General features: G+C 60.0%; 17 protein-coding genes and 1 tRNA gene. 14 read left to right on the forward strand and 4 right to left on the reverse strand.

What is annotated here, in order from left to right; genetic code table 11:
* Positions 1 to 86 precede the first annotated feature (86 nt).
* A tRNA-Arg gene (locus ABIB48_RS10215) sits at positions 87 to 159 on the reverse strand.
* Between the two features lie 164 nt (positions 160 to 323).
* Here ABIB48_RS10215 and ABIB48_RS10220 point away from each other — a divergent pair.
* The 10 genes from ABIB48_RS10220 (at position 324) to ABIB48_RS10265 (ending at position 14,227) form a co-directional block, all read left to right on the forward strand.
* On the forward strand, positions 324 to 1,625 hold the full coding sequence (locus ABIB48_RS10220; RefSeq protein ID WP_110106618.1) for an MFS transporter: 1,302 nt from the start codon (positions 324 to 326) through the stop codon (positions 1,623 to 1,625).
* 161 nt (positions 1,626 to 1,786) lie between these two features.
* A complete protein-coding gene (gene argS, locus ABIB48_RS10225; RefSeq protein ID WP_354212908.1) occupies positions 1,787 to 3,439 on the forward strand; it encodes an arginine--tRNA ligase in 1,653 nt (550 codons plus the stop codon).
* Positions 3,440 to 3,442: 3 nt separating this feature from the next.
* Positions 3,443 to 4,912 (forward strand): diaminopimelate decarboxylase, encoded by a 1,470-nt coding sequence (gene lysA / locus ABIB48_RS10230; RefSeq protein WP_354212909.1) that lies wholly within the window; start codon positions 3,443 to 3,445, stop codon positions 4,910 to 4,912.
* Positions 4,913 to 4,948: 36 nt separating this feature from the next.
* Complete coding sequence (locus ABIB48_RS10235) at positions 4,949 to 6,310, forward strand: homoserine dehydrogenase (protein ID WP_354212910.1); 1,362 nt, start codon at positions 4,949 to 4,951, stop codon at positions 6,308 to 6,310.
* A complete protein-coding gene (gene thrC, locus ABIB48_RS10240) occupies positions 6,310 to 7,413 on the forward strand; it encodes a threonine synthase (RefSeq protein WP_110106621.1) in 1,104 nt (367 codons plus the stop codon). The genes ABIB48_RS10235 and thrC overlap by 1 nt, the downstream gene beginning before the upstream one ends.
* A 23-nt stretch (positions 7,414 to 7,436) precedes the next feature.
* Positions 7,437 to 8,420, forward strand: coding sequence for a homoserine kinase (thrB, locus tag ABIB48_RS10245; RefSeq protein WP_502914124.1), 984 nt, complete (start codon positions 7,437 to 7,439; stop codon positions 8,418 to 8,420).
* A gap of 339 nt (positions 8,421 to 8,759) precedes the next feature.
* Positions 8,760 to 11,030 carry a transcription termination factor Rho gene (gene rho, locus ABIB48_RS10250; protein WP_354212912.1) on the forward strand — a complete coding sequence of 757 codons (2,271 nt, stop codon included), beginning with the start codon at positions 8,760 to 8,762 and terminating at the stop codon, positions 11,028 to 11,030.
* Positions 11,031 to 11,205: 175 nt separating this feature from the next.
* Positions 11,206 to 12,279, forward strand: coding sequence for a peptide chain release factor 1 (gene prfA, locus ABIB48_RS10255; RefSeq protein WP_110106624.1), 1,074 nt, complete (start codon positions 11,206 to 11,208; stop codon positions 12,277 to 12,279).
* Positions 12,280 to 12,427: 148 nt separating this feature from the next.
* On the forward strand, positions 12,428 to 13,297 hold the full coding sequence (gene prmC, locus ABIB48_RS10260; RefSeq protein WP_354212972.1) for a peptide chain release factor N(5)-glutamine methyltransferase: 870 nt from the start codon (positions 12,428 to 12,430) through the stop codon (positions 13,295 to 13,297).
* Positions 13,298 to 13,369: 72 nt separating this feature from the next.
* Positions 13,370 to 14,227 carry an L-threonylcarbamoyladenylate synthase gene (locus ABIB48_RS10265; protein ID WP_354212913.1) on the forward strand — a complete coding sequence of 286 codons (858 nt, stop codon included), beginning with the start codon at positions 13,370 to 13,372 and terminating at the stop codon, positions 14,225 to 14,227.
* A 658-nt stretch (positions 14,228 to 14,885) separates the two neighbouring features.
* On the opposite strand, the gene ABIB48_RS10270 is transcribed toward ABIB48_RS10265, so the two are convergent.
* From ABIB48_RS10270 to ABIB48_RS10280, 3 genes are read right to left on the reverse strand one after another with little or no spacing between them, the layout of a single operon-like run.
* On the reverse strand, positions 14,886 to 15,884 hold the full coding sequence (locus tag ABIB48_RS10270) for an NAD-dependent epimerase/dehydratase family protein (RefSeq protein WP_354212914.1): 999 nt from the start codon (positions 15,882 to 15,884) through the stop codon (positions 14,886 to 14,888).
* Positions 15,881 to 16,843 carry a glycosyltransferase gene (locus tag ABIB48_RS10275; protein ID WP_354212915.1) on the reverse strand — a complete coding sequence of 321 codons (963 nt, stop codon included), beginning with the start codon at positions 16,841 to 16,843 and terminating at the stop codon, positions 15,881 to 15,883. Before ABIB48_RS10275 ends, ABIB48_RS10270 begins: the two co-directional genes overlap by 4 nt.
* A complete protein-coding gene (locus ABIB48_RS10280) occupies positions 16,840 to 17,739 on the reverse strand; it encodes a glycosyltransferase family 2 protein (protein WP_110106730.1) in 900 nt (299 codons plus the stop codon). Before ABIB48_RS10280 ends, ABIB48_RS10275 begins: the two co-directional genes overlap by 4 nt.
* A 312-nt stretch (positions 17,740 to 18,051) precedes the next feature.
* Here ABIB48_RS10280 and ABIB48_RS10285 point away from each other — a divergent pair, with 312 nt between their 5' ends.
* From ABIB48_RS10285 to ABIB48_RS10300, 4 genes are all read left to right on the forward strand, one after another.
* Positions 18,052 to 19,818, forward strand: a complete 1,767-nt coding sequence (locus ABIB48_RS10285; protein WP_354212916.1) for a polysaccharide biosynthesis protein — start codon at positions 18,052 to 18,054, stop codon at positions 19,816 to 19,818.
* Complete coding sequence (locus tag ABIB48_RS10290; RefSeq protein WP_354212917.1) at positions 19,818 to 20,888, forward strand: MraY family glycosyltransferase; 1,071 nt, start codon at positions 19,818 to 19,820, stop codon at positions 20,886 to 20,888. The genes ABIB48_RS10285 and ABIB48_RS10290 overlap by 1 nt, the downstream gene beginning before the upstream one ends.
* A gap of 135 nt (positions 20,889 to 21,023) precedes the next feature.
* Entirely contained in the window at positions 21,024 to 21,545 is a 522-nt protein-coding gene (locus ABIB48_RS10295) for a Cg1360 family ATP-synthase-associated protein (RefSeq protein ID WP_110106632.1), read from the forward strand.
* Positions 21,538 to 21,792: a hypothetical protein gene (locus ABIB48_RS10300; RefSeq protein WP_315913103.1), complete on the forward strand. Its 255-nt coding sequence runs from the start codon at positions 21,538 to 21,540 to the stop codon at positions 21,790 to 21,792. Before ABIB48_RS10295 ends, ABIB48_RS10300 begins: the two co-directional genes overlap by 8 nt.
* Positions 21,793 to 21,821: the final 29 nt, after the last annotated feature.

The following is a 21,821-nucleotide window of genomic DNA, read 5'->3' on the forward strand; positions in this document are numbered from 1 at the left end:
AAGGCATGAATCTGGGCAGCAGGAGAAAACAAAAAATGGTGTCCGGCTTAGCGACTAAATTCGCTAAGCCGGACACCATTGCAATGTGCCCTCGGAGGGATTCGAACCCCCGACCTACGGTACCGGAAACCGTCGCTCTATCCCCTGAGCTACGAAGGCGCGGCAACCGTGGCTGCCGAAGGGAACGAGAAAGAGCTTAGCAGGTACAGGGGGCTCGATGTAAAACCGGGCCCTTGGGGGGTGGTGATTATTACCAGAATCACAGCGGCCGTGGCAGTAGGTGGTGCGGAACCAGCGGGTAACGTTGGGGCAATGGTGACCACATGAGTGTGAAAAAGCAGCAAAAACTATGGCTTTTTGCGGCGGGCATAATCCTTACGGCGTTGACCCTGCGAGGGGCTGTGACGGTGGTGCCTCCGCTGATCTCAACAATCAACGAGGATTTGCCTCTCAGCGCAGCCACTATTGGCATTTTGGGTATGCTCCCCACGGCTGCTTTTGGCCTCTTTGGCTTCCTGACGCCGTATGTGATCCGCCTGGCATCACTGGAAAAGCTCATTGTGGCCGCCATTTTACTGGGCATCATTGGCCAGCTGGTGCGCGTCATGGTGCCAACCACCCCGCTATTCTTAGTGTTCTCCGTGGTGGCTTTTGGTGGGCTCGGTGCCGGAAATGTGCTGCTGCCACCGCTGGTAAAGAAGCACTTCCCTACGAAGATCGGTCTCATGACGGCCGTCTACGTCACGGCGATTTCCATTGGCACAGCCCTTCCCGCACAGCTCGCCGTGCCCGTGGCGGATGCCACTAATTGGCAGTTTTCCCTATCTTCCTGGGTAGCTCTGAGTACGGTGGCACTGATTCCGTGGTTCGTGGCACTCTTTTCGCCAAAAACTGTGGCGGGATCTGCTGGCGTGGACACAGTGGCCGGGGAACCGGCCGGAGGGGTGCGTGGAGAAACCGGGGCCACCACCAGTGCTGACGCGCTAATAATCCATTCTTCAGCCGTTGCCACGGCGCCACCGCCGAAAATGAACCTGTGGCGTTCTCCCACAGCCTGGGGGTTGACGTTCATGTTTGGTTGCACCTCACTGAATACGTACGCACTCTTTGCCTGGTTGCCGGAAATTCTTACCGAGGCAGGATTGGACCGGGCCCATGCCGGATCCATGTTGGCGCTGTTTGGCGCGCTGGGCCTGCCCCTGAGTTTGGGCATTCCTTTGATTGCGGCGAAACTTCGGAATCCCTTTCCTGCCGTAGTGGTCATGCTGGGCTGTTTTGTTGCCGGCTACTTGGGCTTGTTGCTCTCACCGGCTGATGGCACCTGGCTGTGGGTTTCCTTGACCGGGCTTGGCCCCGGTACGTTCCCGCTGGCCCTATTGTTGATCAACCACCGCACCCGCACTCAGGTGGGTGCTGGTGCGTTGTCAGGATTTGGTCAAGGCATGGGCTACACGCTGGCGTGCACGGGCCCGTTGTTCTTTGGGTTGCTGCGCCAATGGACGGGTTCCTGGACGGCCCCGTTCATGTTCTTGTTTGCCACGTTGTTGTTACTGGGTGCCGGGGCCTGGGTCATTTGCCGCCCGCGGATGCTCGAAGACGATTTCGCACCGCGCCTGGCCAGCTGATTTCGCCGTTCTCTCCCTTATGCGGAGCGGCAAGAGGTAGTTCTTAAGATCGGAGTACGGTTCACCGGCCTCCGATCTTAACAACTACCTCCTAGCCCGCCGTGAAGAACCATATGGACCGGATTGGGGGAGGACCCGGCCGGAACCGTACACTAAGAGGCGTGACTCCTGAAGAACTTTCTGCCGCCATTGCCACCTGCCTCAAAGATGCCGTCGACGCCGGTGACCTCACCGTTCCCGTCGAGGCGCTGCCCACGGAAGTCCGTGTGGAGCGGCCCAAGAGCCGCGAGCACGGCGACTGGGCCACCAACATTGCGCTCCAGCTGGCCAAGCCGGCCGGTGTGCCGCCACGCAAAATTGCTGAAGTGCTACAAAACCGCCTGAGCGAAATCCCCGGAGTGTCGAAGGTGGACATTGCCGGCCCCGGTTTCTTGAACATCACCGTTGACGCCGCTGCAGCCGGTGAACTGGCCAAGGCCATTGTTGAAGCGGGTGAAAGCTACGGTACCAACACGGCCATGGCGGGCACCAAGATCAACTTGGAGTTCGTCTCCGCCAACCCCACAGGACCCATTCACTTGGGCGGGACCCGCTGGGCCGCCGTGGGCGATTCCCTGGCCCGTGTGTTCCAGTCCCAGGGTGCAGATGTCACCCGTGAGTACTACTTCAATGACCACGGCAACCAGATTGATAAGTATGCCCGCTCACTGCTGGCCAGCGCCAAGGGCGAGCCCGCACCGGAAGACGGTTACGGCGGAGCGTACATTGAGGACATCGCCAACGAGGTGATGGCCAACAACCCCGCCATCCTGGAATCAGAGGATCCGCAGGAAGAGTTCCGCGCCCAGGGCGTGGAGCTTATGTTCGCAGCCATCCGCAAGTCTTTGCACGAGTTCGGTGTGGACTTTGATGTCTACTTCCACGAGAACTCGCTGTTTGAGGACGGCGCAGTAGATAAGCTCCTGGAACAGCTCAAGGGCTCCGGCAACATGTACCTCAAGGACGGCGCCTGGTGGCTGAACTCCACCGATTACGGCGACGATAAGGACCGCGTTGTCATCAAATCTGATGGCAACGCCGCCTACATTGCCGGTGACATTGCCTACTTCAAGAACAAGCGTGACCGCGGCTTTGACCTGTGCATTTACATGCTCGGTGCCGATCACCACGGATATGTGGCCCGGCTCAAGGCCGCAGCTGCAGCCATGGGCGATGACGCTGACCGCGTTGAGGTGCTCATTGGCCAGATGGTGAACCTGGTCCAGGACGGCAAGCCCGTACGCATGTCCAAGCGTGCTGGCACGGTTGTCACCATGGAAGACCTCGTAGAGGTTGTTGGCACCGACGCCGCCCGCTACCAGCTGGCCCGCTTCTCCTCGGACTCCAACATTGACATCGATCTGGATGTGCTGACGAAGAAGTCCAACGAGAACCCCGTGTTCTATGTCCAGTACGCCCATGCACGCACCTGTGCAGTGGCCCGGAACGCTGAGACTGCCCAGGTTGAGCGCACCGTCTTCGACGCGAGCCTGCTGCGCCACGTCACCGAATCAGAACTCCTGGCGGTCCTGGGCCAGTACCCGGGTGTGCTCGCAGCCGCCGCCGGGTTCCGCGAACCGCACCGGGTGGCACGCCACCTGGAAGTCATCGCTGGCGCCTACCACCGCTGGTACGACGCCTGCCGCGTCACGCCCATGGGCGAGGACGCCGTCACTGACACCAACCGCACCCGCCTCTGGCTCAACGACGCCGTGGGCCAAGTCCTCGCCAACGGCCTTTCCCTGCTGGGCGTAAGCGCTCCGGAAAGGATGTAAGTAATGACTGACACAACACAAGAAATTGCCGGCGCGCAGCTGGCCCCCGAATGGCTGCCCGCCGCCGGGGACCTCAATGAGATGGTGCCTGCCATGTGGGCGCACGACGTCGAACGCGGCCCAAGCGGCGAAGTCACCATTAGCGGCATTGCGGTCAGCGAACTGAAGGCACAGTTTGGCACGCCGCTCTTTGTCATGAGCGAGGACGATTTTCGCGCCCGCGCCCGCACCTTCAAGGATGCCTTCGACGAAGCATTCAAGGACATTTGCGGCGGCGTTGACGTCTACTACGCCGGCAAGGCCTTCCTCTCCACCGAAGTAGCACGCTGGGTGGACTCCGAAGGGCTACGCCTTGACACCTGCTCCGGTGGAGAACTGGCTGTGGCCCAGCGCGCCGGACTGACAGGGGAGAAGCTGGGGCTGCACGGCAACAACAAGTCCGCAGCAGAGATCAACCGCGCCCTGGATATGAAGCTGGGACGGATTGTGGTGGACAGTGTGCATGAGCTGGCACGTGTGGCGGACATCGCCGCCGCCCGCGGAGAAAAGGCCAACGTCATGCTGCGCCTGACCCCGGGCGTCCACGCACACACCCACGAATCCATCGCCACGGCGCACGAGGACCAGAAGTTCGGCCTCTCGATGGTCTCCACGGTGGACGGGGTCTCCGCAAACGGCCATGTCCTCAGCGCCGCGGAGTCAGCTGCAAAGCTTGCCGTGGACTCGCAGAGCATTAACTTCCTAGGCTTCCACGGCCATATCGGCTCGCAGATCTTTGAAGCTGAAGGCTTCGAAATTGCGGCCCGCAAGTTACTGGCCTTCACCCACAAGATCCAGGAAAAGTACTCCATCACACTGCCCGAACTGGACCTGGGCGGCGGCTACGGCATTGCCTACACCGCGGTGGATACCCCGCGCCCGGCTGCCGAGGTCGCCGCGGCAATGGCCGCCGTCGTCCGGGGTACCTGCGCAGAACTGGGGATGGCAGCGCCAAAGATTTCCATTGAGCCAGGACGGGCAATCGTTGGCTCCACCACCTTCACCCTCTACGAGACCGGCACGCTGAAAACCGTGCAAGTTGAGGTGGATGGCGGGGAAGATGTGACGGCCCCGCGCCGTTATGTGTCGGTGGATGGCGGCATGAGCGATAACGCCCGGCCGGTGCTGTATGAGGCCGATTATTCGGCGGTTCTGGCCAGCCGCTCCTCTCACGAGGCTCCCGCATTGTCCCGAGTAGTGGGCAAACATTGCGAGAGTGGTGACATTGTTGTTAGAGATGTATATCTGCCCAATGACGTGGCGGCCGGGGATTTGCTTGCAGTCCCCGGAACGGGCGCGTACTGCTGGGCACTTGCCAGCAATTACAACTACGTGCCCAGACCGCCCGTGGTGGCCGTGAAGAACGGTGCCGCACGCTTGATAGTGCGCGGCGAAACAGAAGACGATTTGCTGGCACGCGATTTAGGGGCCTAGAGACCTTTGACAGAGCGCAACACCGTGGACACTTCCGTGTCCGCAAACACTAAAATCTTGAAAGTGGCGCTGCTTGGCGCCGGAAATGTGGGCTCGCAGGTTGCCCGTATTCTGCTCACGGATGCATCCGCACTGGCCGCCCGCACTGGGGCCCGGCTGGAGCTAGTGGGCATTGCCGTGCGTAACGTTGATGCTCCGCGTGAGGTTGAAATTCCCCGTGAGCTGTTCACCACGGACGCCTCAGCGCTCATCCGCAAGGCGGACATTGTGATTGAGCTGATGGGTGGGCTGGAGCCGGCGCGCACGCTGATCCTCGAAGCAATCGAGCATGGCGCCACCGTGGTCACCGGCAACAAGGCGCTGCTGGCCGTTGACGGACCCACCCTGTACGAGAAGGCCGACGCCGCCGGTGTCCAGCTTTCCTACGAGGCCGCCGTGGCTGGTGCTATCCCGATCCTGCGCCCCATCACGGATTCGCTGGCAGGGGATAAGATCACCCGTGTCATGGGCATTGTCAATGGCACCACAAACTTCATTCTTGATGCCATGGATTCCACGGGCGCAGAATTTGCTGATGCTTTGGCCGAGGCTACCCGCCTGGGCTACGCAGAAGCAGACCCTACTGCCGATGTTGAAGGTCACGATGCCGCCGCCAAGGGTGCCATCCTGGCCTCGCTCGCCTTCCATACGCGTTTCGCGTTGGAGGATGTGCACTGCGAGGGCATCACCGGTGTGAGCGCGGGGGACATTGCCGCGGCCAAGGAAGCCGGCTATGTCATCAAGTTGCTGGCGATCGCCGAGAAAATTTCCGTCCCTGCAGGTGGTCAAAATAATGACGATGGCGGCACCTTCACTACGGGTGTGAGCGTGCGGGTCCACCCCACCCTGATTCCGCGTGAGCACCCCCTGGGTGCGGTTCGCGGCGCCTACAACGCTGTGTTTGTCGAGGCCGAATCCGCCGGAGAGCTGATGTTCTACGGCCGTGGTGCCGGCGGTTCCCCCACGGCCTCGGCTGTCATGGGTGATGTTGTCTCAGCAGCGCGACGCCTAGTATTGGGCGGACCGGGACGCAGTGACTCCACCATTGAGGTGCTGCCGGTGTTGAGCATAGATGCAGTGAAAACCCGGTACTACATCGGTATGGACGCGGCGGATCAGCCCGGAGTCCTATCAAAGATTTCTGCCTTGTTTGCGGAGAACGGGGTCTCCATTGAGACCATGCGCCAAACGGTGCACCGTGAGCGCGACGCCAGTGAGAACGGCAGCGCCGCATCGGCGGAACTGCGCATTGTCACACACCGCGCCAGCGAAGCCGCCTTGGCGGCAACTGTTGAGGCCATCAATGGCCTTGACATCATTAATTCAGTTACGAGTGTCTTGAGGGTGGAGGGAGTCTAATGGCTCACCAGTGGCGCGGAGTAGTCCGCGAATATGCAGAACGCCTGCCGGTAACGGCAGAAACTAAGATCATCACCCTGGGTGAAGGCGGCACACCCCTGGTGTACGCGCAGCACCTCTCAGCCTTGACGGGTTCCAATGTGTACCTGAAGGTGGAGGGCATGAACCCCACCGGTTCCTTCAAGGACCGGGGCATGACCATGGCCATGACAGCTGCCGTTGCAGCCGGAGCCAAGGCAGTTGTCTGCGCCTCCACGGGTAACACCTCGGCATCGGCTGCAGCCTATGCCAAGGCTGCCGGATTGACCTGTGCGGTGCTAGTGCCTGAAGGCAAGATCTCCATGGGCAAACTCAGCCAGGCCGTAGCCCACGGTGCCACCATTTTGCAGGTTGACGGAAACTTTGACAACTGCCTGGACGTGGCCCGCAAGCTTGCAGATTCCTACCCGGTGTTCCTGGTCAACTCGGTCAACCCTGCCCGTATTGAGGGTCAGAAGACTGGTGCCTTCGAGGTTGTTGACGCCTTGGGCGACGCCCCGGATTACCATGTACTGCCCGTAGGCAACGCAGGAAACATCAGCGCTTACTGGCGCGGCTACAAGGAATACTGCGCGCCCTACGAGTCAGCAGAAAATGGCACCCTGCCGGCAGTGTCCACGCACACGCCCATCATGTGGGGCTTCCAGGCAGCCGGGGCAGCCCCGTTTGTGGCAGGCCACCCCATCACCGAGCCGGACACCATTGCCACGGCCATCCGCATTGGCAACCCGGCGTCCTGGGACATGGCAATTGCCGCCCGTGACGAATCCGGTGGCGTCATCGAAGCTGTCACAGATGAAGAGATCCTTGCCGCCCACCGCTGGCTCTCCGCCAAGGAAGGCGTCTTTGTGGAGCCCGGCTCCGCAGCCGGTGTTGCTGGTCTGATCAAGAAGCATGCGGCGGGGGATGTACCAACAGGTAAAACCTTTGTCATCACCGTTACCGGCCACGGCCTGAAGGATCCTGACTGGGCCCTGAAGAACGCTGACGGCAGTTCCGCAGCACCCAAATCCGTGCCCTTTGACGTTGTAACAGTTGCCGGCGCACTGGGACTGACGGACTAGCCGCAATCATGACAGGGTCCACCATGACACCCCCGCTTTCAAAAAACCCGCTTTTGAAAACTCCGCTTTCGAAAACCACCGCCACGGTCCGCGTTCCAGGCACCAGCGCCAACCTTGGCCCCGGCTTTGATTCGTTGGGTTTGGCAGTTTCGCTCTATGACACCTTGAACATCACCACAAGTGATGTTCCGGGACTGGAATTTGAGCTCAGCGGGGAAGGGGAACAAGTTCTCCCTCGGGATGAGAGCCACCTCGTGGTGAAGACCCTTGACATTGCCTGGTCACGCCTTGGCTACAGCCGTGTGGGAGTACGGGTCAGTGCACACAACGTGCTCCCGCACGGCCGTGGCCTGGGCTCCTCGGCTTCGGCAATTGTGGCTGCCATCATGGCCGCCAACGCGCTGGTGGCCCCGGAAGATCAGCAGGACAAGGCGTGGGTTCTCCAGCTCGCCTCAGAGTTGGAAGGCCACCCGGATAACGTAGCACCGGCCATCTTCGGTGCCGTTGCGCTTTCATGGCAGGACGGTGAGGGATACTTCAGCGCCAGGGTCACCCCGTTGGAAGCGGTGGTTCCCGTGGTGGCCATCCCGGATGTGGAGCTCAAAACCGAACGGGCTCGCGGAATGCTTCCTGCCAGCGTCCCGCACGCTGATGCTGCAGCGAACTCCGGGCGGGCGGCGCTGCTTATGCACGCGCTGACCACCGAGCCTTCATTGCTGCTGGCCGGTACCCGCGATTATTTGCACCAGGATTACCGGGCGGAGGCCATGCCAGCTAGTGCCGCGCTCGTCGCCAGTCTGCGGGCCGCAGGCTACGCCGCTTTCATTTCCGGAGCCGGCCCCACCGTCATGGTGCTGGCCAACGGCTCCGAGCAGGCGCACGCCGCAGTGCAAAGCATCATCGAAGCTGGTGCTGTGGCATCAAATGCCAGCCAAGGCGGCGTGTCGTGGCGTGTAGAGCGGCTACAGGTAGACCTTGAAGGTGCTAAAGTGGAAGTGCATCCTTAGCCCACAAACACTTTCCCTGCAATGGCTGTTAGCCAGCTGATGCGGAATTGAACAATGTTTGTTTGGCTGGCGATGCCACTCTTGCGGCCTGCACGTTCTTGAGCGGTGCCCGTTGGAACAATCCATGGCAGCCGCCCGATTGATCCTAAGAATCGCTCCCATTTGAGAAAAGATTCAAAGAGTGAACTACACCATTCCCTGATAGATCCGGTATTTCGGGCACGGGAATGGAACCTCAGAAATTTCCCAATGCAAGCCAGTGCGGCAGCAGCGGGGAGTCTGACACTAATCATCGCGGCCCCAATCATTGGGCCCGCCATCGAGGGGGAAGGATCCTTCGTGACCGAAACTGTAACTTCAGCCGCCGCTCCCAAGGCCGCTGAATCAAACACCACCGCAGCACCTGCCAAGTCCACCGGCCTGGCCGGTCTAAAGCTTGCCCAGCTGCAGGTTCTGGCTGGACAGCTGGGCATCACAGGCGGTTCCCGGATGCGCAAGGGCGATCTTGTTGAAGCCATTTCAGCGCATCAGCGAGGTTCCTCCGTTGCCGACCGTCCTGCCACTGTCAAGGCTGGCACCGCCGCCAAGTCCGGCGCTGAGAACGGCTCCACCGAGAATGCGCCTGCCGCGCAACGTTCCAACACCCGTCGTGGTGCTGGCGCAAAAACTGCCACCGACGGTGCAAGCGAGACTTCCGTAGCCAGTGCACCCGCCGCTAATGCTGCCAGCAACGGCGCCACCGAGACCAGCACCGAAGCAACGGAGCGCCCGGTCCGCGGCCGTGGCCGTAGCCGCCGTGCTGCCAGCAGCGATGGCATCATCACCACTGACACGGGCACCACCTCCAGCGTTGTCACAGTGGAGAGCGCCGCTGCCGAATCCTCCACACAGACTGCCCAGGAAGCGCCCGCCACGGACGCAGGGGAGTCCGAAGGTGATAACCGCCGCTCATCCCGCACCCGCAACCGCCGTGCACAAGGTGGTGGACGCCAGCATGAAGCCAGCACTGAAGGCGCCGCTACAAGTGAGAACGCAACAGTTGAAGCCCCGGAAACCTCCGAGGCAGACGCGGCTGGCGGCGAGAGCTCAGAGAACGGCGACCGCAATGGTCGCAACCAGCGCAACAGCAACCAGCGCAACCAGCGCAGTGGCAACGAGCGGACCAGCAATGACCGCGGCAACAGTGCCAACAATGCCCCTGAAGATGAAGACGGAACACGGAACAACCGCAACCGCCGCAACCGCCGCGAGCGCAACTCCAATGAGTCCAGCGACCGCAGCAACAGTAGTAACAGCAACAGCAACAGCAACAACAGCAGCAACAACAACAGCAGCGGACGCAATGATCGCAACGATCGCAATGATCGTTTCCGCGACCGTAACGAACGCCGCCGTGGCCGCACCCAGGGTCCGGACTTTGATGACACGGAACTGACAGAAGACGATGTTCTCCTGCCCGTAGCTGGCATCTTGGACATCTTGGAGAACTACGCCTTTGTGCGCACCTCCGGATACTTGCCCGGTTCCAATGACGTCTACGTCTCCTTGTCGCAGGTCAAGAAGTACAACTTGCGCAAGGGTGACGCCGTGGTAGGTGCCATCCGCGCACCCCGCGAAGGCGAAGACCGCAGCAATGCCCAGAGCGCCCGCCAGAAGTTCAACGCCTTGGTGCGCGTCACCAGTGTCAATGGCAAGAACCCGGATGATCTGAAGAACCGTGTTGAGTTCGCCAAGCTTGTACCGCTGTACCCCTCGGAGCGCTTGCGTCTGGAAACTGATCCCAAGGTTATTGGCACCCGTGTCATCGACCTGGTGGCCCCCATTGGTAAGGGCCAGCGTGGCTTGATTGTTTCCCCGCCCAAGGCTGGCAAGACCTTGATCCTGCAGGCCATTGCGAACGCCATCACCATTAACAACCCTGAGGTTCACCTCATGATGGTTCTCGTTGATGAGCGTCCTGAAGAAGTCACCGACATGCAGCGCACCGTCAAGGGTGAGGTCATTGCCTCAACCTTTGACCGTCCCGCCGATGACCACACACAGGTTGCAGAGCTTTCCATTGAACGCGCCAAGCGTCTTGTGGAAATGGGTATGGACGTAGTTGTCCTGTTGGACTCCATGACCCGATTGGGCCGTGCCTACAACAACTCGGCACCCTCCTCCGGACGTATTCTCTCCGGTGGTGTGGACTCCGCAGCCCTGTACCCGCCCAAGCGCTTCTTCGGAGCTGCCCGCAACATTGAAAACGGCGGCTCACTGACCATCCTGGCAACGGCACTGGTGGAAACCGGTTCCAAGGCTGACGAGGTCATCTTCGAGGAGTTCAAGGGCACCGGCAACATGGAACTTCGCCTGTCCCGCCAGCTGGCTGACAAGCGCATTTTCCCGGCCGTTGATGTCAACGCATCGGGTACCCGCCGCGAAGAAAACCTGTTGTCCCCCGAGGAAGTCAAGATCATGTGGCGCCTGCGCCGCGTGCTCTCCGGTCTGGAAATGCAGCAGTCCCTTGAACTGCTGACCTCCAAGATTCGCGAGACAGGCTCCAATGTTGAGTTCCTCATGCAGATCCAGAAGACAACACTGGGCTCCAAGGCTGAACACGACAAGTAGCTAAGCTAACTAAACCGCCTCTATTGTGAAGGGGCCCTGCACACTTCCCGGACGCCCGGAAGCGTGCACCCGGGGCCCCTTCACAACGACGGCGGTTTCGTGCGTTAAACAACCAACGTGTTTCGCTCTGACAAGAGTAATTAGACTTGACCAACGTCGAGAGAGGTTTTTTGAAATGTTTGAATCCATCCACGGTTTGCTTGATGAGCATGCCGAGCTGCAGATGCGCCTCAGCGAGCCTGAAGTACACGCCGATCAGGGATTGGCACGTAAACTTGGCCGCCGCTATGCCGAATTGAGCAACGTGGTTGAGGGCTACCACCAGGTGGAGACTTTGGGCGATGATCTAGAAGCAGCCAAGGAAATGGCCTCCGAGGATGCTGAGTTTGCCGCGGAGGTCCCCGTTCTTGAAGCGGCCTTGGCAGCGGCACAGGAGAAGCTGCGCCGCCTGCTCATCCCGCGCGATCCCGATGACGCCCGTGATGTAATTCTTGAAGTCAAGGCCGGCGAAGGTGGCGACGAGGCTGCCTTGTTCGCGGCTGACTTGGTACGCATGTACACCCGGTACGCGGAAAGCCGTGGGTGGAAGACTGAGGTCATCTCAGCCACCCACTCCGATTTGGGCGGCTACAAGGATATTTCCATTGCTGTTAAGGGACGTTCCAACGATCCCGCCGAGGGTGTTTTTGCCCGGCTGAAGTTTGAAGGCGGCGTGCACCGTGTACAGCGTGTGCCTGCTACGGAATCTCAGGGACGAATTCACACTTCTGCGGCGGGCGTTTTGGTGCTGCCCGAAGTTGACGAGCCTGAGGAAGTAGACATCAGTCAGAACGACCTCAAGATCGACGTTTACCGTTCATCGGGCCCCGGTGGCCAGTCAGTTAACACCACCGACTCCGCCGTTCGCATCACCCACTTGCCCACAGGCATTGTGGTAGCCATGCAGAATGAGAAGTCACAGCTGCAGAACCGTGAAGCAGGCATGCGCGTGCTGCGTGCCCGCATCTTGGCCCACCAGCAGGCAATCATCGACGCCGAAAACTCCGCCGTGCGTAAGTCACAAATCCGCACCATGGACCGTTCCGAGCGTATCCGTACCTACAACTACCCGGAAAACCGGATCGCGGATCACCGTACCGGTTACAAGGCCTACAACCTTGACGCTGTCATGAACGGTGACTTGGAACCGGTTGTGCAGTCAGCCATCGAGATGGATGAGCAGGCACGATTGGACGCCATTGGTGACTAGTCCCCACTTGCCGGCCGAAGAAATCGCTGGCGCGATTTCCCCGGAACCTGGCGAGCGTGGGCCCACCCACTTGCCGGCCGAAGAAATCGCTGGCGCGATTTCCCCGGAACCTGGCGAGCGTGGGCCCACCCACTCGCCGGGTGAAGAGTTGGCTAGCGTCACCTTACTGGCTGACGCTGTCAAGGACGCAACGGCCGTGTTGGCTGCTGCTGGTGTTCCCACACCGGCTGTGGATGCGCAGCTTTTGGCCGCTCATTTGCTGGGCGTGAGCCGCGGTGAACTCGGTGCCATGCTTTTTGGTACAGCTGTGTCACCTGTTGGCTACGACGAATTTGTGGCTCGACGTGCAGCGCGGGAACCGTTGCAACACATCACCGGAGTGGCGTATTTTAGGCACCTGGAATTGGCAGTTGGCAAGGGAGTTTTTGTACCTCGGCCGGAAACTGAATCTGTAGTTCAGCTAGGGATTGACTTTTTAACTCAGCTGCGCCAGGAACGTGGTGATGCGGCCAAGCTCATTGCCGTGGACCTTGGTACGGGATCCGGAGCAATAGCAGGAGCCATGGCCACTGAAGTGGCGGGCAGCTCCGTATACGCTGTGGAGCTCAGTGACGATGCCTTTGACTGGGCTGCCAAGAATTTATCCGGCACAGGTGTCACTTTGCTGCACGGCGATATGCGCGATGCCTTTGCGGAGCTCAATGGAACTGTGGATGTGGTGGTTTCCAATCCGCCATATATTCCTGCAGCAGCCATCCCGAGGGACCTTGAAGTACGGTTGCATGATCCCCACATGGCACTTTACGGCGGGGGAGAAGACGGTATGGAAATGCCCGTCGCGGCGCAGGCCACGGCCGCACGGTTGTTACACCCGGGTGGATTTTTTGTCATGGAACATGCCGAAGTTCAGGCAGCCCAAATGGCAGAACTCTTCAGTAAAAGCGGGCACTGGGATGACGTGCGCACGCACATGGATCTGACCGGTAGGGACAGGGCCACCAGCGGCATCCGGCGCTGAACATTGGAAGTAAACATGGTGATTGAACTGGCGCGTTGCACTCTGTGGACGCCGTGATGAAAGAATGGTCTTGTGAGTACCACTTCCTATAACTGCACCAATGAAGAGCAGCGCGCCGAGGGCCTGGCCCATGCGCAGAAGGCCATTGCGGCCAAGCAGACTGTCGTCATGCCCACAGACACTGTCTATGGGATCGCCGCGGACGCGTTCTCTCCACAAGCCGTAGCCACACTGCTGGCTTCCAAGGGTCGTGGCCGCAGCATGCCGCCGCCGGTTCTCATCCCTCGCATCGGCACCATGGAGGGTCTGGCCGTTGACATCCCTGACGACGCCCGCAAATTGGCCGAAAAGTACTGGCCTGGCCCGCTGACCATCATCTTCCATGCTCAGCCCACCTTGACATGGGATCTGGGCGAAACCAGGGGTACCGTTGCGCTGCGCGTGCCAGATGATCAGTTGGCCCTGGACCTGCTGACCCTCACGGGACCACTTGCTGTATCCAGTGCCAACAGGACCGGGCAGCCCGCAGCGCAGACCGGATCTGATGCCAGGTCACAGCTGGGCGAATCTGTGGAAGTGTATTTGGAAAGCGGATTCCGTCCGCTCGAAGGTACAGAGCCCATTCCCTCCACGATTGTTGACGCCACCGGTCTGCGTTTGCGCGTGGTGCGTGAAGGTGCGATCTCGTTGGCTGAGATCAAGACAATGATTCCCAGCGCCTTGGGCGCAGACGTGGACCCGGAAATGTGGGTGCCTTCAAATCTGAGTAGCCCCGACGCTGCGGAAGTCTCTGAGGTTGCACAGACCCCTGACGCTGCGGATACTTCTGATGAGACGGATACTTCTGAAGAGGCGGATGCCGCAGCTGAGGTCACGGACGGCGATCGTGACGCTGTGAAACCGGCGCAGGACGGTCCCTCAGAGGTTTAGGGCCCGGGCGCATTGGTCACGGAAATCTCGGCGGAAGTGGGGAACCGTGCAGTGACCCAACCTAGCGGTAGCACGGTCAACGGCTCGCCCACAGACGTGCGTTGTTCTGGGGAACATCATCACCCTAGAAGACACGGACAAGCGCGTGTGGGTGGCTATCTCTCGAGTGACGATCATGATGAGAATTTCACTGCTGTTTTTATCCGGCGCTTTTTATCCGGCGCAGGACTTCCGGACTGGATCTGGGATGCCACCCGGGCGGCACTGCCTGAGGAAGGCGTTGTTGCATCTAGACCGGCTGCCCGCAATGGGGATGCTTGTGGCTCATTCCGCCGGTGGGCATCTAAGGATGTTCACCCAGCCCAACCAACTAGCAGCCTTGATCGCCGCATTTCACGCCGAGGTATCCGGCTATGAATGGGGCGGAGGATAAAAATACTGTGCACCGTACCAAAATTCTGTTGCACAAGGGTCAGTAGATATCCAGGTATGTCCTTCATTCCTTACGTCAAAGGAAACCCACCATGAAGCTCTCTGCTAACGCATTCACCACTCTCGACGGGGTTATGCGAGGCCTTGGGGTGGGTTTCCAGGTGGCCGAATCCAGGGTCACGGGCCCTAGCAGTGCCCCTAGCAGTGCCCCTAGCACGCGTATCTGTCAGCGCAGGCTCAGGCGTGCCTGTTCCAGAACGTGGGCAATAGCCGGGGTAGGGATCAGGCCCGCCGATTCCGCCCAGCCTGGCTCTTGGCCCTGACCGAACCACATGAGTTCCACCCGACGGATGGGTCCGTGGAGCCGTTCGCCTAGCATGCGTGAGATAAAGTAGCCAGCGCTCAGCACGCCGTGGCAGAACCACTTCGGCAGGCGCACGGGTGCCCGCCCGCCGGCAGCCCGCAGTACTTCGCTGACGCTCAACCCCTCCCACGGTTGCAACACCAGTGGTGGGACAGGGCCAGTAAACAGCGCGCTCTGGACAACAAACCACGCCAACGCGTCGATGGAGCTCACGGGGGTGGGGGCGGTCCCGGGCGCCGCAACGGAGGCAAGGGCAGAGGAGGCCACCTTGACCAGCGAACGGGTAGTTGGACGGCAGGGACCCTGCACGGAGGTTGCCCGAATGCTCACAACGTTGACAGGAGCAAGGCCACCTGTTGAACCAGCTTCAGCGGTGGCGAGCAGTTCCAGAACTTCCTCACCCAACGCCTTGGTGCGGGAATAGGCTGAAAACGGCGCCCTCTGCCCACTTTCATCAATCATGCGGCGGTGTCCTTGGACGGAGGCGCTACTCAGGTGCACAAAACGTCTGACACCGGCCTGCCTCGCTGCCAGTGCAATGACGGCGGGTAGCAAGCCATTGGCACCCATCATTGCGGGGGAGCTGCCCTCTCCTGGTGTGGCTAAGCCGGCAGCATTAATGACAAATTCGGCTCCGGAGAAGGCCTCTGCGAGGGAATCGACAGCGGGGGAGTGGGCCGCCTCGGCAACGAGGGCGGCGGCATTTGATGCGTCCGAGCTGAGCCGGGGTGCTGCCATGGCCATGACGTGCTCCCCGCGGCGCAGCAGTTCCGCCACGATGGCGCTGCCCACAAAGCCGCTGGCACCCAGCACTATCCAGCGGGGCAATTTCCTGTGTGGCCCATCCGAGGGTGCACTCATCTTATGGTCACCTTTTTTAGGGCGGGCATGGGCTTAAAATCCGTGGCAGCCAGGATTTGCCGTGACTCCCGCCAGCCCGCAACAAGCCGGCCGCTGCCACGCAACGACTTCTCCACTGCCAGTAAGCGCACTACTTCCTTGGTTGCGGTCAACGCCGTGCCAAGCGCAAAGCCCACGTGATTGAAACGGCCGTGGAGGCGAAGATACTGCCCCAGAAGTCCACGGTTTCGCATGACATAAAACCGGCCCAAGTCCGAGGAGTCATTGAGGTGCCGGATCCCCAAATCAATTTGCCGTTGGGCGCGGGCCTTGTGCAGGACAAATTCATTGACGTAGACAACAGGGCGGTCCAGTGAAATGAGCCAACCGTACGTGGTGTCATCCCAAGTCAGAAAGAAGCGCGGATCCGGCAGCCCCACAGCCGCCACTGCATCCTTGTGCAAGAGCATGCCCTCAAAGCAGCCCACATTCGTGGCAAATTCATCTGAGGTGGCAAACACGTCGCCACGCACGGGAAGGGGGAAGCCCAAAAAGGTGCTGAAGTTGTTCTGCCAGTAAAACGGTTCGCCGGCGGTGTCGTAGCGCCGGCCCACCAGGGCGTCATATTTATCCATCCACGGCGCAAAGGCGCCGATGGCCCCGGGAACGCATGTGACGTCGTCGTCCATTAACCAGATCCACTGGGCACCTTGCGCCAACGCCCGCTCCACACCGGCGGAGAAACCGCCGGCCCCACCGGAATTTTCGGCCAGCAGGTGGTGGATCAGCGGAACAGGGAATTGCGCCCGGGCAGTCTCAATAACCGCGGCCGTGGTATCGGTACTGGCGTTGTCCACCACAATGACACCGTCTGGGGCAGGATTCAGTGCGGCCACGGAGTCCAACAGCCCGCCAAGGTAGTCGGCGCGGTTATAGGTGGTGATGACCAGGAAGAACTGCTCGTGCCGGGACAGGCTCAAAACTTTTGGTCCTCAATGGGGCCAAACTTCGCCCCTCGCAGGCCAGCGCCATAGGTGCTGGCCCATTTGGCTAAGCCCTTAACATCACCCTTCTTCAGGAAATACAGTGGATAACCCACCACATCAGCCACGAAGGAACGCACACGGCGGTGCTTGCGTGTGAGGAAACCGCGGTTGCGGTAATAGTAGAAACGCTTGAACGGGGACTCCGGAACAAGCACATGCAACCTGTCGCCCAGCACCAGTTGAACCTCGCCCCACCCTGCCGGGTGAGTCAGTGCCACGGTGGTGACGGTGCCGAACTTGATCTTGGCAGCGCGCAGGCGCAGCATGAAGTCAATCTCGTCTCCGCGGATGAACAGGCGCAGATCGGGCAGGCCCACCTTGAAGAAAACATCCGTACGGATCAGCGCGCCGTTGAAGAACTGGCCAATGTCCTCAATGAAGCCCAGCGGCTCAACCACCGAACGCTCGTGGGTGAGGTGGCCGTCAATGCGGAACGGGAAGGAAAGCTTGGTTGGTTCACCGGGGGCCACAATCAGCGGCACCACCACTTCCAGATCGCGGGCCTTGGCAGCGGCCAGCAGTGTGGCCAAGCACTCGGGATCTTCCGGGTGAGCGTCGTCGTCCATGATCCAGACCCACTGTGCCCCTGAGGCGATGGCATTCAAGATAGCCAGTGAGAAGCCGCCGGCTCCACCCAAGTTGGCCAAGGAACGCACATATGTGACCTCGGCCGGGGCCTCGGCGGCAATGTCGCGAACCTCCGCCGTGCCTGAATCAACCAAGGCAATGGCATGCGGGGTGTGGCTTTGCACGGCGAGTGCCCCCAACAGGGTGCGCACGTCCTCGGGCCGGTCAAAGGTGACGGCAGCGACTGCTACGGAATCTGTCAAAGGGGAGTCCTCTCGGCTGGTGCCTGCGGCATTGCGCGGCATCCGGCACGGCTAAACAGTGAGTAATCATCGGAAGGGATTACTATTCATGTGTACCTTCTTACTTTAGTACAGCCACCATCCGGCAGTTTGTTGCGCCGTGGACAGCAGCGCCGCAGCCGGCAACCTTGGCAGAATACGGAAATACGAATCACGTTGAATACCTTCAGTACACAGGCACCCGGAAAACTCGCGAGCACTTCACCCGAGAGTGATCGAAAGCCCCGGCTATGGCTTTGGTCACAGGCGATTCTTGATTCTCTTGCCTGGACCGTGGCCCTGTTACTGGCAGTGTTGCTGCGTTATGAGCTGGATATTGGCCTCATTAACTTCGCCGGTCTGGCGGCACTGGTGGTTGTGGCCGTGGCCACCCAGCTCATTGCCGGCTGGTACATGGCCCTCTACCGTGGGCGCTATACCTTTGGCAGCATCCACGAGGCCCGTGTACTGGTTGCCGTCACGCTGATAGTGGCGGTTGTCACCAGCATTTTCTTGTCCATTTTTATCAATGAAATCCATGTTGCCCGTTCCGTGGCCGTCATTGCCTTCCCCTTTGCCGCTCTGACCATGGCCGCCGTACGTTACGCCAAGCGGTTGTACGTGGAGGGCAAACCGATGTTCGGGGATGAAGCCCAAAAAACCCTGATCTACGGAGCAGGGTTTCTCGGTAATTCGCTGGTGACGCGCATGGTTCAGGATCCGGAGTCCCCGTACGTGCCTGTGGGTCTCATTGATGATGACGCCGCCAAGAAGCACTTACGCTTAAGTTCAGTTGGGGTGTTGGGTAGCGGCAAGGACATAGCTGAGATCATCAAGCGCACCAAGTCAACCGTGATTGTGCTGGCCATCGCCCACCTGAGTGCCAAAAGGATCCGGGAAATCTCCGACAGCGTTTCCGGCCTAGGTGTGAAAGTTCTGGTTCTGCCACCTCTGCAGGAAATGCTCAGCCCCGACACCAATAAAGACAACCGGGGCGGGCTCACCGATTTCCGCGAGATTGATGTTGCTGACCTCATTGGCCGCACCCCTGTGGAAACCCAGGTGGAACTCGTGGCCGGTTACATCAGGGGTAAACGGGTGCTGGTGACGGGGGCCGGAGGTTCCATCGGGTCGGAGCTTTGCCGCCAGCTGCACGGCTTTGAACCTGCCGCCTTGATCATGCTGGACCGTGACGAATCCGGCCTGCAACACACTCAACTCTCCATTGAGGGCCACGGCTTGTTAGATAACAAGGACATTGTGCTGGCGGATATCCGCGACGGCGAGGCGATGGCGAAAATCTTTTCAGACAGGCGCCCCGAAGTGGTGTTCCATGCCGCAGCGCTCAAGCACGCGCCCCTGTTGCAGATGTATCCGGACGAGGGCTGGAAAACCAATGTTTTGGGCTCGCTGAACGTTCTTGAGGCCGCCCGCAGCGTGGGTGTTGAAACGTATGTCAACGTTTCCACCGACAAGGCGGCCAGCCCCACCACTGCACTGGGCCACTCCAAACGTGCGGCAGAGAAGCTCACCTCCTGGATGGCTCAGGAGACGGGCATGCGCTACGTTTCGGTCCGCTTTGGCAATGTTATTGGCAGCCGCGGCTCCATGCTGCCCTTGTTCACAGACCAGATCAACAAGGGCGGCCCGGTGACGGTAACCCACCCGGATGTGACGCGCTTCTTCATGACCATCCCTGAGGCCTGCCAGCTGGTCATCCAGGCTGGCGCTATTGGGCACGGCGGTGACGTGTTGATCCTGGACATGGGTGAACCGGTGCGCATCATGGATGTTGCAGAGCGCATGATTGCGATGTCCGGCCGTGACATCAAGATCAAGATCACTGGCTTGCGCCCCTCGGAGAAACTCCACGAACAGCTCACAGGTGATGACGAGATTCAGAATCCTGACGGTCACGCCAAGATTTCCCACACGCAGGCCCGTCCCTTGGCCCCGAAGGACCTTGATCTTGGCCTGTGGCTCCAACGCTGCAAGGACGAAGCCGGGCCGGATGCGCCCAGCATTGACGAGTCCGACGGCGACGTTGCGGGCGGTGTCTGATGGAACTCTGGGCACAAATAACCGTTGGCGCAGTAGCCTTAGTGCTGGCCCTGGTGCTGCCGTTGTTCGTGCGCCCGCTGCTGGCCCGGGCCGGGGTTCTTGACGTCCCCAACGAGCGTTCCTCCCACACCGTACCCACCATCAGGGGTATGGGAATTACAACTGCGGTAGCCTTGCCCTCCGCTGTTCTGGTGGCGGTGTTCCTGCCCCAAGGCAAGACCGGGCTACAGGGGTCATTGACGCTGGTGGTTATTCTCGTCGTGGTACTGGGTGCCGCAGCGATTGGCTGGGTTGAGGACATTCGCGGCCTGTCGGTGAAGATCAGGGCCGGGCTACAGCTGCTTCTTGGCGGTGCGGCCACCGCTGTGGTGGCCATCCTTGACCCGGGCCAACAACAATTGTGGCTGATTCCGGCTGGTGCCCTTGCCGTCGCCGCCTACGTCAATGTCACCAACTTCATGGACGGTATTAACGGAATATCCGGCACGCACGGCCTGCTGGTGGGTGGCTTCTATGCCTATGCTGGCTTCATGACCTCCCATGACTGGCTGGTCTATGCGGGCATTGCCATCTCCCTGGCCTTTGCCGGATTCCTGCCGTGGAACCTGAGCCGCAACAGGGTGTTTCTCGGTGATGTGGGCAGTTACCTGTTGGGTGCCGCCATCGCCATCACCGCCATGTGTGCGTTCCTGGCGGGAGTTCCCGTGGAATATATTTTCTCGCCCGTACTGATCTATTTGATTGATACCTTTGTGACGTTCCTGCGCAGGCTCCTGGCGGGGGAGCGCTGGTATGTGGCACACCGCCAGCACGTCTATCAGCGCCTGGTCATAGTGGGCCTGAGCCACATCCAAGCCACACTCGTAGTTGCTGCCGCAACCATTCTTGTCAGCTTTCTGGGCATCGCCGCGGCACAAGGGCATGAAGTGGTTCAGATTCTGGCCACCGCGGCCGGCTTTGCGGTGGTCCTGGCGTATCTGCGCACTCCAACCCTCTTCCAACGCTTCCTGCGTAAAATCAAAGAGCGCTCCTCCGCGGACGGCACACCAACAAGCACCGGCCAGGACTGAAAGGACCCGTATGGCGGAGAACCATGCACGTCAAATTCAAGTTCTATCTCGTGTAGAATTTCCTGTGGTGACATTCACTCTGCCCGCTGTTCAGCGAGGCGCCTTGCCCCAACCACTTCCCATGATGGAGTTCCCATGAAGGACACAAGCGCCCACCATAGCGCTGCGCGCAGGCCGTTGACGGCCTCCGGTCCCACTGCGAGCCCCAGCTGGAATATCTTGAAGAAGTGCCTGCTGGTGGACGGTATTGCCGTCCTGATCATGGTCGTTGTTGCTTATATTTTCACGGATGTTCACGGCGTCTTAAGCGTGCTGTTCGGCTCCCTTTTGGTGATTGCCTTTTTTGGCTTGAGCCTGCTGGTGGGCCACTTGTTCAGCAAGCGGATGCCAGGTGCTGTCATGGGTATCTTCGTGATGACGTACTTTGTCAAAGTGGTGGGATTCGCAGCGGTGTTATTTGCGCTGGGAACCCCCACTTGGCTAAACAAGCCCTGGTTCGCTGGGGCTGCCGTGGCGGCTGTGCTGCTATGGCAGGCCACTGAAGTGATCATCTTCAGCAAACAACGTTTTCTCATCTTTGATGAATCCGCGGTGGAAGGCTCCCCGGCTGGGACAGCAACCACTCCGGACGTAACAAAGGATGTTGCCGATGACTAAGAAGACGCCCGACTCCGGCAAACCCGACCATGTGGTAATTCCACCTGCTTCTAATGCCGAAAAGCTGGACTACACCTACATTATTGGCGGAATCCTGCTCTGGGGTTTGATAGGGTGGGGACTGGACTTTTTGTTGGATACTGGCTGGCTATTGTTCGCTGCATTGCCCGTTGGGGCGCTTTGCGGATATTTTCTAGCCAGGCATCATCAAAGGCATGGCCGCCTAGATGATGACAAGAAGCAATGAATCCCACCATCAGACTTTCCTACGGTGCT

This window comes from Arthrobacter sp. UYCu511 (assembly GCF_040547105.1).
GTDB lineage: Bacteria > Actinomycetota > Actinomycetes > Actinomycetales > Micrococcaceae > Specibacter > Specibacter psychrochitiniphilus.